The organism is Arthrobacter sp. Y-9, assembly GCF_029690065.1.
In the GTDB taxonomy this organism is placed as follows: domain Bacteria; phylum Actinomycetota; class Actinomycetes; order Actinomycetales; family Micrococcaceae; genus Arthrobacter_E.
Genome location: NZ_CP121463.1, coordinates 2,154,371 through 2,169,837, shown reverse-complemented (window position 1 = coordinate 2,169,837; position 15,467 = coordinate 2,154,371). Strand labels below are relative to the sequence as shown.

The following is a 15,467-nucleotide window of genomic DNA, read 5'->3' as shown; positions in this document are numbered from 1 at the left end:
CCCACGAAAGGAGCCGAGCCATGCTGCTCATCACCTGCCCGAACTGCGGGCCGCGCGACGAGACCGAGTTCCATTACGGGGGACAGGCGCACGTCCCGTATCCCGAGGACCCCAGCGCCCTGAGCGACGCCGAATGGTCGCGGTACCTGTTCTACCGCGAGAACCCCAAGGGCCTGTTCGCCGAGCGCTGGGTCCACAGCGCCGGCTGCCGCAAGTGGTTCAACGCCCTCCGCGACACCGTGACGTACGAGTTCAAGACCATCTATACGGGGGAGAAACCCCTGACCGCCGGCGCGAAAGGAGACTCCCAGTGAGCCCCGCAGAGTCCGCCCAGCCGTTCCGTCTTCCCGCGGACCGGGCACCGCACGCCCGCATCTCCCGTGAGGACACCCTCCGCTTCACGGTCGACGGCACGGAGTACACCGGTCACGCCGGTGACACGGTCGCCTCCGCGCTGATCGCCCACGGGGTGGTCGAAGCGGCCCCGTCCCTGTACCTGGGCCGACCCCGTGGCATCCTGGCCGCCGGGGTCGAGGAGCCGAACGCCCTGCTCAAGGTCAAGGACCGGGGCGCCGGTGGCGTGGACGAGTCCATGCTCCCGGCCACGATCGTCGAGCTGACGGACGGCCTGGACGCCGAGTACCTGTCCGGCCTCGGCAAGCTGGACCCCCGCAAGGATGAGGCGTACTACGACAAGAAGCACGGCCACACGGATGTCCTGGTGATCGGCGCAGGCCCGGCGGGCCTGTCCGCCGCCCGCCAGGCCGCCGCCACCGGCGCCCGCGTCATCCTGATCGACGACCAGCCCGAGCTGGGCGGGTCACTGCTCTCGGCTCCCGGCGAGACCGTCGACGGCGTGCCCGCACCCGAGTGGATCGCCGCGGCCGCCGCGGAACTCGCCGCCGCCGAGGAGGTCACGGTGCTGACCCGCACCAACGCCTTCGGCTCCTACGACTCCAACTACGTGATCGCCCTGGAGTCCCGGACCGACCACCTCGGCTCGGAGCGCGCCCGGGAACTGAATGCCCAGGGAGTGTCCCGGCAGCGGCTGTGGCACATCCGGGCAGGCCAGGTCGTGCTCGCGACCGGCGCTCATGAGCGGCCTCTCGTCTTCGCGGACAACGACCGCCCGGGCATCATGCTCGCCTCCGCGGTGCGCACGTACGTCAACCGGTACGGTGTCGTGCCCGGCAGCCGGGCCGTGGTCTTCACCACGAACGACTCCGCCTACGAGACGGTCCGTGACCTGGCGTCCGCCGGGGTTCCCTTGGCGGCCGTCGTCGATGCCCGCGCGGAGAAGAGCGACGCCGCCCTGACCGCCGAGGCGGAGGGCGTGCGGGTGATCAGCGGGGCCGCCGTGTGCGGCACCGAGGCGGACGGGGAGACCGGCCGCGTGAGCGCCGTCGTCGTCCGCGCGCTCGATGCCGACGGCTCGCTCAGCGGCGAGCCCGAGCGGATCGAGGCCGATCTCCTGGCCGTCTCCGGCGGCTGGAGCCCGGTGGTCCACCTCTTCAGCCAGCGGCAGGGCAAGCTGCGCTGGGACGAGGAGCTGGCCGGATTCGTGCCGGCGAGCACCGTCAAGGCGCAGCAGATCGTGGGCGCGGCCCGCGGTTCGTACCGCCTGGCGGACTGCGCGTCCGAGGGCGCCCACGCCGGTGCCGTCGCTGCGTTCAATGCCGGCTTCGTGACCGAGGCCGGAGCCCACGCGTCCGCCCTGTCCAGCCATGCGCCGTCCGCCGCCGCGCCGACCCGTCAGCTCTGGCTGGTGCCCGGTGCGGAGGGCGGCCCGGGGGAGTGGAAGACCCACTTCGTGGACCAGCAGCGGGACCAGACCGTGGCCGATGTCCTCCGGGCGACCGGGGCCGGCATGCGGTCCGTGGAGCACATCAAGCGCTACACCTCGATCTCCACCGCCAACGATCAGGGCAAGACCTCCGGGGTCAACGCCATCGGCGTCATCGCGGCGGCCCTGAAGGACGCTCAGGGCGGGGTGCCGGAGAACCTCGGTTCCATCGGCACCACCACCTTCCGGGCTCCGTATGCGCCCGTGGCTTTCGCGGCCATGGCGGGCCGGAAGCGCGGCGATCTGTTCGACCCGGAACGGATCACCTCGATCCACCCCTGGCATGTGGCCCACGGGGCCGAGTTCGAGTTCGTCGGCCAGTGGCTGCGTCCCTGGTACTTCCCGCAGCCGGGTGAGTCGATGGACGAGGCCGTGCTCCGCGAGTGCCGGGCCGTCCGTGAGTCGGTCGGCTTCATGGACGCCACCACGCTCGGCAAGATCGAGATCTGGGGCGCCGACGCCGGCGAATTCCTGAACCGCATCTACACCAACGCGTTCAAGAAGCTCGCGCCGGGCATGGGCCGCTACGGCGTCATGTGCGGCCCGGACGGCATGATGTTCGACGACGGCGTGACCCTCCGCCTCGACGAGGACCGCTTCTTCATGACCACCACCACCGGCGGGGCCGCGAAGGTCCTCGACTGGCTGGAGGAGTGGCACCAGACGGAGTGGCCGGGCCTGGACGTCAACTTCACCTCCGTCACCGAGCAGGTCACCACGGTCGCCGTCGTGGGTCCCAGGTCCCGCGAGGTCATCGCGAAGGTCGCGCCCGGGCTCGACGTGGACAACGACGCCTTCCCGTTCATGGCCTGGCGCGAGACCACCCTGGCCTCGGGGATCCCCGCCCGCGTCTGCCGGATCTCCTTCTCCGGAGAGCTGGCCTTCGAGATCAACGTGGCCACCTGGTACGGCCTGCAGGTCTGGGAGGACGTGGCGGAGGCCGGGGCCGAGTTCGGGATCACCCCGTACGGCACGGAGACCATGCACGTGCTCCGCGCCGAGAAGGGGTACCCGATCGTCGGCCAGGACACCGACGGCACGGTGACCCCGCAGGACGCCGGCATGGAGTGGATCGTCTCCAAGGCGAAGGACTTCGTGGGCAAGCGCTCCTACGCCCGGCTCGACACCGCACGCACGGACCGCAAGCACATGGTCTCGCTGCTCCCGGTGGACCACTCGTTCCGGCTGCCGGAAGGCACGCAGGTGGTGGAGCAGGGCATCTCGCTCAACCCGGCCTACGGTCCGGTCCCCATGCTGGGACACGTGACCTCCAGCTACCACTCGGCCGCGCTGGGACGTTCCTTCGCGCTGGCCCTGATCAAGAACGGCCGGAACCGCATCGGCGAGAAGCTCACCGCCGTCGCCGGGGACCGGATCGTGGAAGTCCTGGTCGGTGACACCGTCCTTTACGACCCTGAAGGGAAGCGCCGTGATGGCTGAGATGATTTCCGAGGCAACCCTGGCCGACGCCGCGAGCCTGCGGCGCAGCCCGGCCGCGCAGCTCGCGGAGGCCTTCGCGGCCGCCGGAGTGTCCGGCGAACGGGGTGTGACCCTCCGGGAGATCCCGTTTCTGACCCAGCTGGGCCTCCGTGCCGTGCCGGGATCCGCCGCGGCGGCGGCCGTGGAGGCGGCGCTGGGTGTGCCGCTCCCGTCCGGTCATGGGAGCACGACGGCGGGCGGCGGCTACACCGTCCTCTGGATCGGCCCCGACGAGTTCCTCGCGGTCGGTGACGAGAGCACGGCCGGCCTGGACCGCGGTCCGGCGGAGGCGGGACGGCTCGCCGCGACCCTCGGCGAGCCCGGCTCCCGGGCGCCGGGCGCCGTCGTCGACCTCTCGGCGAACCGCACCACCTTCGAACTGAGCGGTCCGAGCGCCCGTCCGGTCCTGGAGAAGGGCGTCTCCTTCGATCTGCACCCGCGGTCCTTCCATGCGGGCCAGGCGATCGTCACGGTGCTGGACCACGTTCCGGTCCTGGTGTGGAAGACGGGCGCGGAGACGTTCAGGGTGCTGCCCCGGGCGTCGTTCGCCGATCATGTGGGCCGCTGGCTCGTGGATGCGATGCGCGAGTTCTCCGCGCCGGAGGTGTACTGAGATGACCGGACCAGAATTCGTCCTGACGCTCGACTGCGGCTGGTCCACGGGGATCGTGGCCGCGGTGTCCGGCTTCCTCGCGGAGCGGGGCTGCGACATCGAGGACATCAAGGAGTACGGCGACCGCCGCGGTGGGCACTTCTACATGCGGCTGCACTTCGAGGCGAAGCCGGGGGAGACGGCGGAGGCGCTGGCGGAGGACTTCGCCGCCGTCGCCGAGCCGTTCGGCATGACCTGGACCCTGCGGCCCGCCGGGGAGAAGACCAAGGTGCTGCTGATGGTCTCCAAGTTCGGGCACTGCCTCAACGACCTGCTGTTCCGGGCCCGGATCGGGGAGCTGCCGGTGGAGATCGTGGCCGTGGTGTCCAACCACGAGGACCATCGCGGACTCGTGGAGTGGCACGGCATCCCGTACCACCACATCCCGGTGACCAAGGAGAGCAAGCCGGAAGCCGAGGCGGAGCTGCTCTCCGTGGTGGACCGGTACGGTGCGGAGCTGGTGGTCCTGGCACGCTACATGCAGGTCCTCTCGGATGCGCTGGCCACCCGCATGGCCGGCCGCGTGATCAACATCCACCACTCCTTCCTGCCGTCCTTCAAGGGTGCGAAGCCCTATCACCAGGCCTGGGAGCGTGGCGTGAAGACGGTGGGCGCCACGGCGCACTACGTCAACGCGGAACTGGATGAGGGGCCGATCATCGCCCAGCAGGTGATCGATGTGGACCACACCCACTCGCCCGAGGACCTGGTGGCCGTGGGCCGCGACGCCGAGTGCAAGGCCCTCTCCAACGCGGTGCGCTGGCACTGCGAAGGACGGGTCGTGCTCAACGGGAACCGGACCGTGGTCCTGCGGTGACCCTGCTCCTCGGGACGGAAGTGCCGGAGACTGGGTTGATGGGCACACCGGCGATCCGCGCGGGATCCACGGCCCGGCCCTCGCGGCCGCGCCTGATCGCGAGCGATGTGGACGGCACGATTCTGAGTCCGGGCGGAGTCGTCTCCGCCCGGACCAGGGCCGCGTTCCGCCGTGCGCGCGAGGCCGGCGTGGAGGTCGTCTTCGTGACCGGCCGTCCGATCCGCTGGCTCGGCCCGCTCGAGGAACAGCTCGACCACGCCGGCACCGTCATCTGCTCGAACGGCGCGGTCGTCTGGGACATGGCCCGGCGAGAGGTCGTGGCCGCCGAGGCATTCCGGCTGGAACAGGCCCTCCACCTGCAGGAGGTCATCAGGGCGCTCCATCCTGAGGCGGGGTTCTCCAGCGAACTGGTGACCGGTCCGCACCGTGAGCCGGCATTCCTTCGGCTCCATCCCGGCCTGCCCGTGGAGGACCAGGTGGTCGGGCCACTGTCCGAGACGCTGGCGCCGGATGCCGCCGTCGTGAAGCTGCTCGCCATCTCGCCCGTGCTCAGCGCCGAGGAGTTCCACGCGCTCGTCGCGCCGGCCGTGCAGGGCCTGGCGCACGTGACCTATTCGGACGTCACTCGCCTGGCACTTCTGGAGCTGGCCGTCCCCGGCGTCACCAAGGCGCGGACACTCGAAAAGCACGCGGCCTCCCTGGGCATCGGGGCGTCCGAGGTCATCGCTTTCGGTGACATGCCCAACGACCTGGAAATGCTCTCCTGGGCCGGCGAGGGCTACGCCATGGCGGACGGGCATCCGGAGGCGCTCGCCGCCGCGCGGTTCCGGGCGCCTGCGTGTGCGCACGACGGCGTCGCGCAGGTTCTGGAAGACGTGCTGGCACGCTGAGGCGGGCGGGGTTCGAGGCCGGGTTGGCCGGCCGAGCTGATCCTCTCAGGCGAGCCGGGTCGCCCGCACCACCAGATCGTGCAGGGAGCGATCCCGCTCGGGCATCCGCACGGTGCGATGACGCTCGTCGGCCGCGTCGATCCTCCAGCGACCCGCATCCAGGACAGCCACCGTGTCCGCCAGCGTGACGGTGCTCTTCTCCGGGGCGTGGCCGCCGTCGTGACCGCGATCCGACTCCGGCGCTTCATCTGGTGCGGGATGCCGGACCTCGGACAGGTGACCGTGCAGGTGCCCCACGATCAGCAGCGTCCCGCCGACCGCCACCCAGTCCGCGATCCTGCGGTAGAAGTCCAGCTGTGGAGTCTCAGGATGCGCGTAGTTGGTGACGACCAGATCGAAGCGCTCGTCCGGCTCCCACGTGGTCAGATCGGCCTCGACCCAGCGGACCTGATCCGCCACTCCGGCCTGGGTGGCCCGTGCCGCTGCTTCGCGCAGCGCGTGCGGAGAGAGGTCCGCCCCGGTCACTCGCCAGCCGTGCCCGGCGAGCCAGACCGCCTCGGCTCCTGTCCCGCAGCCGGCGTCCAGGGCCGTGCCCGGGGTCAGCGCCGACAGATGTTCCTGCAGGTACGGGTTGGCCGGCGTCGGCCGGTCCGCCGCTTCGCGCCAATGCCCGTCCCAGTACTGCTTGTCGAAGGTGTGCGTCACGTGGCGGCCTTTCATCCGGAGTCCCCTCTCAGCATCGCCACCACGACGGCGAGTGGCAAGCCGGTTTGCCGGAAGGGCAAACCGCGAGGCGTTCAGCTCTCGCCCAGCACCTCGCCCAGCACCTCGCCCAGGACTTCACCCAGGATGCGGGCCGCGTCGGGGAATCGTTCGGGGTTGGAGCCGGAGTAGTTGAGCCTGACATAGGAGCCGGACGGCTCGGCCGGGAACCACTCGGTCCCCGGCGCGAGGATGACACCGCGGCTTTCGCAGTGCCGCGCCAGCAGCTCCGCGTCCGTGCCGTCGGGCAGCCGCGCCCAGAGATTGAGGCCGCCCGGGGGAGTGAACTCCACCTGTGCCTGGGGAACGTGCGCGCGCAGAGCGTCGAGCAGCAGATCACGCCGGTCCTTCAGCTGACGCCGGAGACCCTTGAGGTGCGTCCGCCAGGACGGCTGCGTGACGACGTCGAGGGCTGCCGCCTGGAGCAGCCCACTCACGTACATGGACTCGGCGGCCCGGTCCGCCAGGATGCGGTCCCGCGCGGGACCGCGGGCGATCAGCGCCGCGACGCGCAGGGACGGAGAGACGCTCTTGGTGAGTGAGCGCAGGTAGATCACGTGCCCCTGATCGTCCTGGGCCGCGATCGGATGCGGCTCGGTGTCGATGCCCAGGTCATGAGCCCAGTCATCCTCGATCAGGAAGGCCCCGTGGCGGCGCACCACGTCGAGGATCGCGAGCCCGCGTTCGCGGCTCCACTGAGCGCCGCTCGGATTGGCGTAGCTCGGCTGGGCGTAGAACGCGCGTGCCCCGGTCTCCTCGAAGGCCCGCTCGACGTCGGCGGGGTCGGGTCCGTGCTGACCGCTCGGCACGGGCACCAGGGTCACCCCGGCCTGGGCGGCGGCGAGGATCGACCCCCAGTAGCTGGGCGATTCGATGACGAGGGGCTGCCCCGGTCCCACGAGGGCCCGGAAGATCGAGCTCAGGCCGCTCTGGCTCCCCGAGAGCACCAGGACGTCCCGCGCGCTCGGCGGGGTGACGTCCACGGGGGCGAAGGCCGCCAGCTCGCCGGCGAACCAGGCCTGCAGCTCAGGCAGCCCTGCGGCGGGGGAGCGCCCCATGGCGGCCTCGGTGCGCGCGGCGCGGGCGAGGGCCGAGCGGACGAGTCGTTCCGGGAGCAGCTCGCGGGCGGGATAGCCGGAGTGCAGGCCGATCGCGTCGGGAGCCACGGTGCGCTGGGTCGAGGAGAGCGAGCCGCCCCGCGACGGCGGAGCCCCGAGGGCCGCCGTCTGCCAGCCGAAATCGGCGGGCCGGGTGGGCCGGACACCCCGGACGAACGTTCCCACGCCCGGACGGCTCTCGATGAGTCCCAGTGAGGCGAGCGACCGCATCGCCTTCTGAACGGTGACCGGGCTGGCGCCGTATTCGGCCGTGAGAGCCCGGTTGGACGGCACTCTGGCGCCGGGCGGTGCGGTGGAGATCCACGCGCGCAAGCCCTGGACGATACGCTCGGTGCTATCATGATTCATGAAAGTAGATAGTAGCGTTACTCTCGATCGACCGACAGTGCTATCCCGGTATCCGGGCCTCTGGTGGGGCCTGCTGGGCGTCGTGGCTTTCTCCTTCACCCTCCCGTTCACGCGGATCGCGGCCGCCGGTCTTCCGGCCCTGTTCGTCGGCTCGGCCCGCGCGGTCGTCGCGGCGGTGCTCGCCGCCTGCGCCCTCGCGCTCACCCGTCAACGGCTGCCCCGCGGGGCGCAGTGGCTCCGGCTCGCGCTCGTGGCCGCCGGCGTCGTCGTCGGCTTTCCGGTCCTCACCTCCTACGCCCTCACCACGGTGCCGGCGAGTCACGCCGCCGTGGTGATCGGCCTGCTGCCCGCCGCGACGGCGGTCCTGGCCGTACTCCGCAGTAGGGAGCGGCCGGCACGTTCCTTCTGGGTGTTCTCCGGACTCGGCGCGGTGTGCGCCGTGGCCTTCGCGTCCGTGCAGGGTGGAGGGATCGGAACCCTCCACTGGGCGGACGCCCTGTTGTTCGCCGCGGTGCTCGCCGCCGCCGCCGGCTACGCGGAGGGTGGGCTGCTCGCCCGCGAACTCGGCTCCTGGCAGACCGTCTCCTGGGCGCTCGTGCTGGCGGCGCCCCTCATGACGGTGCTGACCATCTCCTCTCTCGACGACCGGGTCCTCCAGGCGGACCCGGCGCAATGGTGGGCCTTCGCCTACCTGGCCGTGGTGAGCATGTTCCTCGGATTCTTCGCGTGGTACCGCGGACTCGCCCTCGGCCCGATGGCCCAGGTGAGCCAGATCCAGCTCACTCAGCCCGTCATGACCATCCTCTGGTCCGCGTTGCTGCTGGGCGAGCATCCCGGCGTGCCGACACTCCTGGGCGGCCTCGCCGTCATCCTGTGCGCCGCGCTCGCGGTCCGCACCCGGGCCACACCCGTCTCCTCCTCGAAAGGACTCTGATGCGTCACACACCCCGCTATCTCATGACCGATCCCGCCGAGGTCAAGCGGCTCATCCGCAACAACCCGTGGGCGACGTTCGTCTCCCCGTCCTCGCAGGGACTCACGGCCTCCCACTACCCGGCCATCCTGGACGAAGATGAGGAGGGGATCGTGATCGTCAGCCACTTCGGACGACCCGATGAGAAACTCCACGAACTCGGCGAGCACGAGATCCTGGTCATCATCCAGGGTCCTCACGACTACGTCTCCCCGAGCTGGTACGCGCCGGGCGATCTGGTGCCCACCTGGAACCACGTGACCGCGCATCTCTACGGGACACCGGAGATCCTCGGCGACGAGGAGAACTACGCCATGCTGGGGCGCCTCACGGATCACTTCGAGCGCCACCAGCCGCACGGCCGGAGCCTGAGCGAGGACGAGGAGGGGACGCGCCGCATCGCGAAGGGCACCGTCGGCCTCAGGATGAGGGTGACGCGGTTCGAGGCGCGGGCGAAACTCAGCCAGAACAAGAGCCCGGAGGTCGTGGAGAACATCGTGGGGGAGCTGGGAAAGGGCAACCCCGCACTGGCCGAGGAGATGCGCCGGGTTCACCCCCGCGAGGAGGCGTGAACCCCGTCCCTCCGCACCCCCGAAAAGTCAGGTCCGCCGCGTGCGGGTGTCCGACGGTAGGCTGAAAGAAGCCTCAACCGGGCTCTGAGAAGGCTTTCTACAGAAAGGTTCATCATGGGATTTCTTGGTTGGATCGTCCTCGGACTCATCGCCGGCGCGATTGCGAAGGCCCTCATGCCGGGCGAGCAGGGCGGCGGCTGGCTGGCGACCCTGCTTCTCGGAGTGGTGGGCGCCTTGGTCGGTGGCTGGATCGGATCAGCCATCTTCCATGTCGGCGTGAATGAATTCTGGTCCCTGTCCACCTGGCTGCTGGCGATCGTCGGCTCGCTGGTGGTGCTCTTCATCTGGGGCCTGATCACGAAGCGGCGCGCCTGACGGTGTGCTGACGACGACGGCGGGGCCGGTCCTTCGGGGCCGGCCCCGCCGTCGTTCCGCCTCGCCGTCGTCATGCCACCGTGTGCGGTGGCCGGCGTCCGCGCGCGGCGGAGGCGCCGCTAGCCCTGCGTGCTGAGTGGCTTGAGGGGGACGAAGACACGGGGCTGACCGGCCCACTGAGGCGAGAGGTCCTCGATGGTCTCGTTGATCAGCTTGGCCGAGGCCCGGCGGGCGGCCGCCGCCTTGCCGTCCAGGATCGCCCGGGCCACGTCGAGGTGCCATTGGAGCGCCTCCTCCTTGGGCTGGCTCGGCATGAGCCCGTGCGTGGTGCGACCGGCCAGAGTCTCGGCCACCTGCCCGATGAGGGTCGCGAACATCTCGTTGCCGGAGCCGCTGAGCACCAGGGCGTGGAAGCGTGTGTCGAGCTCGAGGAAGCGTTCGAGCTTTCCCTGGCGCCCCACCCTCGCCATCTCCTCGGCCACCTGCAGCAGCTCACGGCGCAGGGCGAAGGGCGCGTTCTGAGCCGCCAGCTCACTGGCCACGGGCTCGACCGCGGACCGCAGTTCCGCCAGGGACCGCAATTGGGCGCCCCGCGCGTCGCTGTCCATCTTCCAGCGGATCACGCTGGCATCGAAGGGATTCCAGGCGTGGGCCGGCAGCACGCGGATCCCGACGCGTTTGATGCTCTCCACCATGCCGATCGACTGGAGGACCCGGACGGCTTCACGGACCACGGACCGTGACACTTTGAGTTCGGCTTCGAGATTTTCGGCGAGCATGACGTGACCTGCGGGAAGGTCTCCCGTGACGATCCTGCGTCCGAGGATCTCCAGTGCCTGGTGGTGAAGGCTGGGCTGACGGCTCGTCATCGATGTCGAAATCCTCAGGGTGAAGTGGTCAAATGTGAAGTAACACCAGCGTAGGTTCTGCGGGCGGTTTCCGCCTCGACCACGTTAAAGGTGTTTCACCTTACAGCTTGCTCTTCCGTCGCCGGTGTCCAGGACGTAGGGTTGAAAACGTCTTGTTAAAATCAGATTACTAGCATTGACTTGGAGTGTAGATGCCTGCACAAATCGGTGTCACCGGTCTCGCCGTCATGGGGGCCAATCTGGCCCGGAACCTCGCCCGCAACGGCTTCACGGTCGCTCTGCACAACCGCTCCGTTGAGAAGACGGACGCCCTGCTCGCCGCCCACGGCGACGAAGGCGACTTCGTCCGCACGGAGAGCCTCCAGGAACTCGTCGACTCGCTCGAAAAGCCGCGCCGCGTGCTCATCATGGTGAAGGCGGGTGCTCCGGTCGACGCCGTCGTGGACCAGCTCGTCCCGCTGCTGGATGAGGGCGACATCGTGATCGACGCCGGCAACTCCCACTACACGGACACCCGCCGCCGCGAAGCCGCGCTGGCGGAGAAGGGCCTCCACTTCGTGGGCGTCGGCGTCTCCGGTGGCGAGGAAGGCGCGCTCAACGGCCCGTCCATCATGCCCGGCGGCTCCAAGGAGTCCTACGAGGCTCTCGGCCCGCTGCTGGAGAAGATCTCCGCTCATGTGGACGGCGAGCCCTGCTGTGCCTGGATCGGCACCGACGGCGCCGGCCACTTCGTCAAGATGGTCCACAACGGCATCGAATACGCCGACATGCAGGTCATCGGTGAGGCCTACGACCTGCTGCGCAGCGCCGCCGGCATCGAGCCCGCGGAGCAGGCCAAGATCTTCGAAGAGTGGAACAAGGGCGAGCTGTCCTCCTTCCTGATCGAGATCTCCGCCGAGGTGCTCGGCCACGTGGACGCCAAGACCGGCAAGCCGTTCGTGGACGTCGTGGTCGATTCCGCCGGACAGAAGGGCACCGGCCGCTGGACGGTCCAGTCCGCGCTGGATCTGGGATCGCCGGTTTCCGGCATCGCCGAATCCGTGTTCGCCCGCGGCATCTCCTCGCAGCGTGGTCAGCGCGCGATCGCCCAGGAGACCCTGGAAGGCCACGAGATCGAGGTGGCGCTTCCCGAGAACTTCGTGGAGGACGTCCGCCAGGCTCTCTACGCCTCCAAGCTCGTGAGCTACGCCCAGGGCCTGGACATGCTGACCAGCGCCGCCAAGGAGTACGGCTGGGACCTCAAGCTGGACGAGATCGCCTCCCTGTGGCGCGCCGGCTGCATCATCCGCGCCGAGCTGCTCAAGGACATCATGGCCGCCTACGAAGGCGACGCCAAGCCGGAGAACCTCCTGTTCGCCCCGGCGTTCGCGAAGTCCGTCGGCGAGGCCGTCCCGGCCTGGCGCCGTGTGGTGGCCACCGCCGTTCAGCTGGGCATCCCGGTCCCGGTGTTCTCCTCCTCGCTGGCCTACTACGACGGACTGCGCCGCAAGCGCCTGCCCGCCGCCCTGATCCAGGGCCAGCGCGACCTCTTCGGCGCCCACACCTACGGGCGCGTGGATGAAGAGGGCACGTTCCACACCCAGTGGAGCGGTGACCGCACCGAGGTCAGCGCGGTCGACACCCACTGACGCACCCCGCACGACGACGGCGGCCCTCACCTTCCGGTGGGGGCCGCCGTCGTGCTTCATCGCGTTGCGTGCTCAGTTGTTGCGGGTATTCGGCGTGAACACCCGCAACAACTGAGCACGCAACGGGAGGCGCGGTCAGTCCTTGCCGAGGTGCCGGGCGATCGTCTTCATCTCCGGAGCGAACGCGTAGACGGTCCCGTTCGCCGCGGACACCCACCACTTGCCGCAGTAGTGGCTCGCCTTGCGCTCCTGGCCCGCCGGCCACCAGTCGGCGGAGAGGGTGGCCTCCGAGATGAAGTCGTCGGCCGTCCGGCGGTCCTCGTTGTCCGGCTGAGGGCTCGGTGCGGCGCCGGAGGGAACGGCCTTGCACTGAGCGGGGAGACCGGACACGTCTCCGGAGTACGTCAGGATCCGTTCGGCGCCGGTGGTCCGGATGACCTCACGGACGTCCGTGGCTCCGGCCGGGATCCAGGCGGGGGCCACGCCGTCCTTCGTGGCCTCGGCGCCGCGGGGCCAGTCGTGGCTCTCCCGCTTGTCGTAATTGTCGGCCAGGGAAGTGATGCTGCAGGCGCTCAATGGCAGAAGGGCTGCGCCGGCCAGTCCGAGGACCGCCACTTTCCGAGCGCGGCCGGTCACGGTGGATGTTTTCAGAGTTCTCATACCGTCCACGCTATGGGCGCGGACGCAGCCGTCGCCTCGGTCCCGGGACGGACTTGCAGGCAGGGGATCTCGGCCCGCGGGCGGAGAGGACCCGTCAGATGTAGTAGTACTCCGCGGGGTCCACGGCGGGCTTCGTCTCGACCTCGGCCACGCGGGGACGCCAGGTGGCGGGGATGCCGGTGACGATCGAATTGGCGGGTGCGTCCTTCACGACGACGGCGTTCGCGCCGATCGCGGAATCGTCACCGATGACGATGGGGCCGAGGACCTTGGCGCCTGCGCCGATGGTGACCCTGTTGCCGATGGTCGGGTGCCGCTTGACCTTGGCCAGGGACCGTCCGCCGAGGGTCACGCCGTGGTAGATCATGACGTCATCGCCGATCTCGGCCGTCTCGCCGATGACCACGCCCATGCCGTGGTCGATGAAGAAACGCCGTCCCACGGTGGCGCCGGGATGGATCTCGATGCCTGTGAGGAAGCGGGTCAGCTGGGACAGGACGCGTGCGGGGAAGCGGAGAGCCGGCTTCTGCCACATGCGGTGCGTCACGCGGTGGACCCAGATGGCATGCAGGCCCGAATAGACGAAGAAGTTCTCCGCGGACCCGCGGGCGGCGGGGTCATGGGAGCGGGCGCTCTCGAGGTCCTCTTTCAGGCGGGTGAAGAAGCTCACGCTGTCCTTCTGGTCGCCGTACACGGGCGCGTACGTGGTGGATGCTGAACGGATAACCAGCGGGCCCGGGAAAGAATTCCCCGGGCAGCCGACTGCCCGACGTCGCCTTCCGTCCGTGGTCCATGCGCTGGAGCACGCAGGGACCACCGGGACGGGAGGGGCGACGCCGGGCAGGCGAAGCCGGGAGGATCAGCCGCGGATGTCGTCGTACAGGACGGTGGAGATGTAGCGCTCACCGAAGTCGGGCACGACCGCCACGATCAGCTTGCCCTTGTTCTCGGGACGCTTGGCCAGTTCGAGGGCGCCCCAGACGGCCGCACCCGAGGAGATGCCGCCGAGGATGCCCTCCTTGACGCCGAGCGCACGCGCGGTGGCGACGGCGTCCTCCAGGCTGGCGTCCAGCACCTCGTCGTAGATGCCGGTGTCCAGCACCTCCGGGACGAAGTTCGCGCCGAGGCCCTGGATCTTGTGCGGGCCCGGGGCGCCGCCGTTGAGGATGGGGGAGTCCTTGGGCTCCACGGCCACCACCTGGACCGAGGGCTTGCGTTCCTTGAGGACCTGGCCGACGCCGGTCACGGTGCCGCCGGTGCCCACGCCGCCCACGAAGATGTCCACTTCACCGTCGGTGTCGGCCCAGATCTCCTCGGCCGTGGTGGTGCGGTGGATGGCCGGGTTGGCCGGGTTGGCGAACTGCTGGGCCCAGATGGCGTTCTCGGTGTTGGCGACGATCTCCTGGGCCTTCTCCACGGCGCCGCGCATGCCCTCGGACCCCGGGGTCAGGACGATCTCGGCGCCGTACGCGCGCAGCATGACACGACGCTCGGTGGACATGGTCTCCGGCATGGTCAGGATGACCTTGTAGCCGCGAGCCGCTCCGACGAGGGCCAGGGCGATGCCCGTGTTGCCCGACGTGCCTTCCACGATGGTGCCACCCGGCTTCAGCGCGCCGGCCTTCTCGGCCGCGTCGATGATGGCCACGCCGATGCGGTCCTTGACGCTGTTGGCCGGGTTGTAGAACTCGAGCTTCACGGCGACCGTGGCATCCAGGCCCTCGGTCAGACGGTTCAGCCGGACCAGGGGGGTCCGGCCGATGAGCTGAGTGACGTCATCGTAGATACGTGCCATGGTGTACTGCTGCCTATCTCCAGGTGGATGGTTAAGGAAAGCCTAGTGAGCCGGTTCACCCAGCGTCATGACTTCAGCCATGCGGAGTAATATTTCCGGGCCTTGGCCAGCTTCGGATTGATGATCACCTGACAGTATCCCTGCCCGGAGTTGTTGGCGTAGTAATCCTGGTGGATCGCCTCGGCCTCGTAGAAGCGGCTGGCCCGGGTCACCTCGGTGACGATCGGCGCGCTCCACAGCGCCTGGTTGCGCTCGATGGCGGCGCGGAACAGCTCAGCCTCCTCCTCGTCCTGGTAGAACATCGCGGACCGGTACTGTGTCCCGACGTCGTACCCCTGACGGTTCAGCGTGGTCGGGTCGTGCAGAGCGAAGAACATGTCCAGGATGACGTCGGCCGGGATGATGTCCTCGTCGAAGGTGACGGCCACCGCTTCGGCGTGCCCGGTGGTGCCGGAGCAGACCTCGTAGTAGCCCGGATCGGGCAGGTGCCCGCCGATGTAGCCGGAAACAACAGAAGAGACGCCGCGCGTCTGCTGGTACACCGCGTCAAGGCACCAGAAGCAGCCGCCGGCCAGAATGAAAGTCCTCACAGCATCCTCAATGGCCGGTGGCGCCGAAATGTTCCCCGGATGGTCCCGAGCGGGTTCAGCTCTGGGAGAAGCGCCTTCCCTGGACCGGGGGAGCGG

At 69.5% G+C, this 15,467-nt stretch carries 16 protein-coding genes; 9 read left to right on the top strand and 7 right to left on the bottom strand.

Features of this window, described 5'->3' with window-relative positions:
* The first annotated feature begins 20 nt into the window (after positions 1–20).
* Genes P9849_RS09750 through P9849_RS09730 form a run of 5 tightly spaced genes read left to right on the top strand, consistent with a single transcriptional unit; the run spans position 21 to position 5,681 of the window.
* Positions 21–314, top strand: coding sequence for a sarcosine oxidase subunit delta (locus P9849_RS09750; RefSeq protein WP_066210618.1), 294 nt, complete (start codon positions 21–23; stop codon positions 312–314).
* Positions 311–3,283: a sarcosine oxidase subunit alpha family protein gene (locus tag P9849_RS09745; RefSeq protein ID WP_278266626.1), complete on the top strand. Its 2,973-nt coding sequence runs from the start codon at positions 311–313 to the stop codon at positions 3,281–3,283. The genes P9849_RS09750 and P9849_RS09745 overlap by 4 nt, the downstream gene beginning before the upstream one ends.
* The gene (locus P9849_RS09740) at positions 3,276–3,935 is read left to right on the top strand and encodes a sarcosine oxidase subunit gamma family protein (RefSeq protein WP_278266625.1); all 660 of its coding nucleotides are present in this window, start codon (positions 3,276–3,278) and stop codon (positions 3,933–3,935) included. Before P9849_RS09745 ends, P9849_RS09740 begins: the two co-directional genes overlap by 8 nt.
* Position 3,936: 1 nt before the next feature.
* Positions 3,937–4,791 (top strand): formyltetrahydrofolate deformylase, encoded by an 855-nt coding sequence (gene purU, locus P9849_RS09735; protein ID WP_278266624.1) that lies wholly within the window; start codon positions 3,937–3,939, stop codon positions 4,789–4,791.
* 38 nt (positions 4,792–4,829) lie between these two features.
* Positions 4,830–5,681, top strand: a complete 852-nt coding sequence (locus P9849_RS09730; protein ID WP_278266623.1) for an HAD-IIB family hydrolase — start codon at positions 4,830–4,832, stop codon at positions 5,679–5,681.
* Positions 5,682–5,726: 45 nt separating this feature from the next.
* Here the strand turns inward: P9849_RS09730 and P9849_RS09725 are convergent, their stop codons facing one another.
* Complete coding sequence (locus tag P9849_RS09725) at positions 5,727–6,386, bottom strand: class I SAM-dependent methyltransferase (RefSeq protein WP_278266622.1); 660 nt, start codon at positions 6,384–6,386, stop codon at positions 5,727–5,729.
* Positions 6,387–6,478: 92 nt separating this feature from the next.
* On the bottom strand, positions 6,479–7,909 hold the full coding sequence (locus tag P9849_RS09720; protein ID WP_278266621.1) for a PLP-dependent aminotransferase family protein: 1,431 nt from the start codon (positions 7,907–7,909) through the stop codon (positions 6,479–6,481).
* Here P9849_RS09720 and P9849_RS09715 point away from each other — a divergent pair.
* The 3 genes from P9849_RS09715 (at position 7,908) to P9849_RS09705 (ending at position 9,829) form a co-directional block, all read left to right on the top strand.
* Complete coding sequence (locus P9849_RS09715; RefSeq protein ID WP_278266620.1) at positions 7,908–8,843, top strand: DMT family transporter; 936 nt, start codon at positions 7,908–7,910, stop codon at positions 8,841–8,843. The genes P9849_RS09720 and P9849_RS09715 overlap by 2 nt on opposite strands.
* The gene (locus P9849_RS09710; protein ID WP_278266619.1) at positions 8,843–9,454 is read left to right on the top strand and encodes an FMN-binding negative transcriptional regulator; all 612 of its coding nucleotides are present in this window, start codon (positions 8,843–8,845) and stop codon (positions 9,452–9,454) included. The genes P9849_RS09715 and P9849_RS09710 overlap by 1 nt, the downstream gene beginning before the upstream one ends.
* A 114-nt stretch (positions 9,455–9,568) precedes the next feature.
* Positions 9,569–9,829, top strand: a complete 261-nt coding sequence (locus P9849_RS09705) for a GlsB/YeaQ/YmgE family stress response membrane protein (protein WP_278266618.1) — start codon at positions 9,569–9,571, stop codon at positions 9,827–9,829.
* 119 nt (positions 9,830–9,948) lie between these two features.
* Here P9849_RS09705 and P9849_RS09700 read toward each other — a convergent pair whose 3' ends face one another.
* Positions 9,949–10,698, bottom strand: coding sequence for an FCD domain-containing protein (locus tag P9849_RS09700; RefSeq protein ID WP_278266617.1), 750 nt, complete (start codon positions 10,696–10,698; stop codon positions 9,949–9,951).
* A 191-nt stretch (positions 10,699–10,889) separates the two neighbouring features.
* Between P9849_RS09700 and gndA the strand changes: the two genes are divergently transcribed.
* Complete coding sequence (gndA, locus tag P9849_RS09695; protein WP_278266616.1) at positions 10,890–12,326, top strand: NADP-dependent phosphogluconate dehydrogenase; 1,437 nt, start codon at positions 10,890–10,892, stop codon at positions 12,324–12,326.
* 135 nt (positions 12,327–12,461) lie between these two features.
* Here the strand turns inward: gndA and P9849_RS09690 are convergent, their stop codons facing one another.
* From P9849_RS09690 to msrA, 4 genes are all read right to left on the bottom strand, one after another.
* Positions 12,462–12,986, bottom strand: a complete 525-nt coding sequence (locus tag P9849_RS09690; RefSeq protein WP_278266615.1) for a hypothetical protein — start codon at positions 12,984–12,986, stop codon at positions 12,462–12,464.
* A gap of 94 nt (positions 12,987–13,080) precedes the next feature.
* Positions 13,081–13,656 carry a serine O-acetyltransferase EpsC gene (gene epsC, locus P9849_RS09685; RefSeq protein ID WP_066211882.1) on the bottom strand — a complete coding sequence of 192 codons (576 nt, stop codon included), beginning with the start codon at positions 13,654–13,656 and terminating at the stop codon, positions 13,081–13,083.
* 189 nt (positions 13,657–13,845) lie between these two features.
* Positions 13,846–14,781, bottom strand: coding sequence for a cysteine synthase A (gene cysK / locus P9849_RS09680; RefSeq protein ID WP_107002885.1), 936 nt, complete (start codon positions 14,779–14,781; stop codon positions 13,846–13,848).
* Between the two features lie 65 nt (positions 14,782–14,846).
* The gene (msrA, locus tag P9849_RS09675) at positions 14,847–15,371 is read right to left on the bottom strand and encodes a peptide-methionine (S)-S-oxide reductase MsrA (protein WP_066210594.1); all 525 of its coding nucleotides are present in this window, start codon (positions 15,369–15,371) and stop codon (positions 14,847–14,849) included.
* Positions 15,372–15,467: the final 96 nt, after the last annotated feature.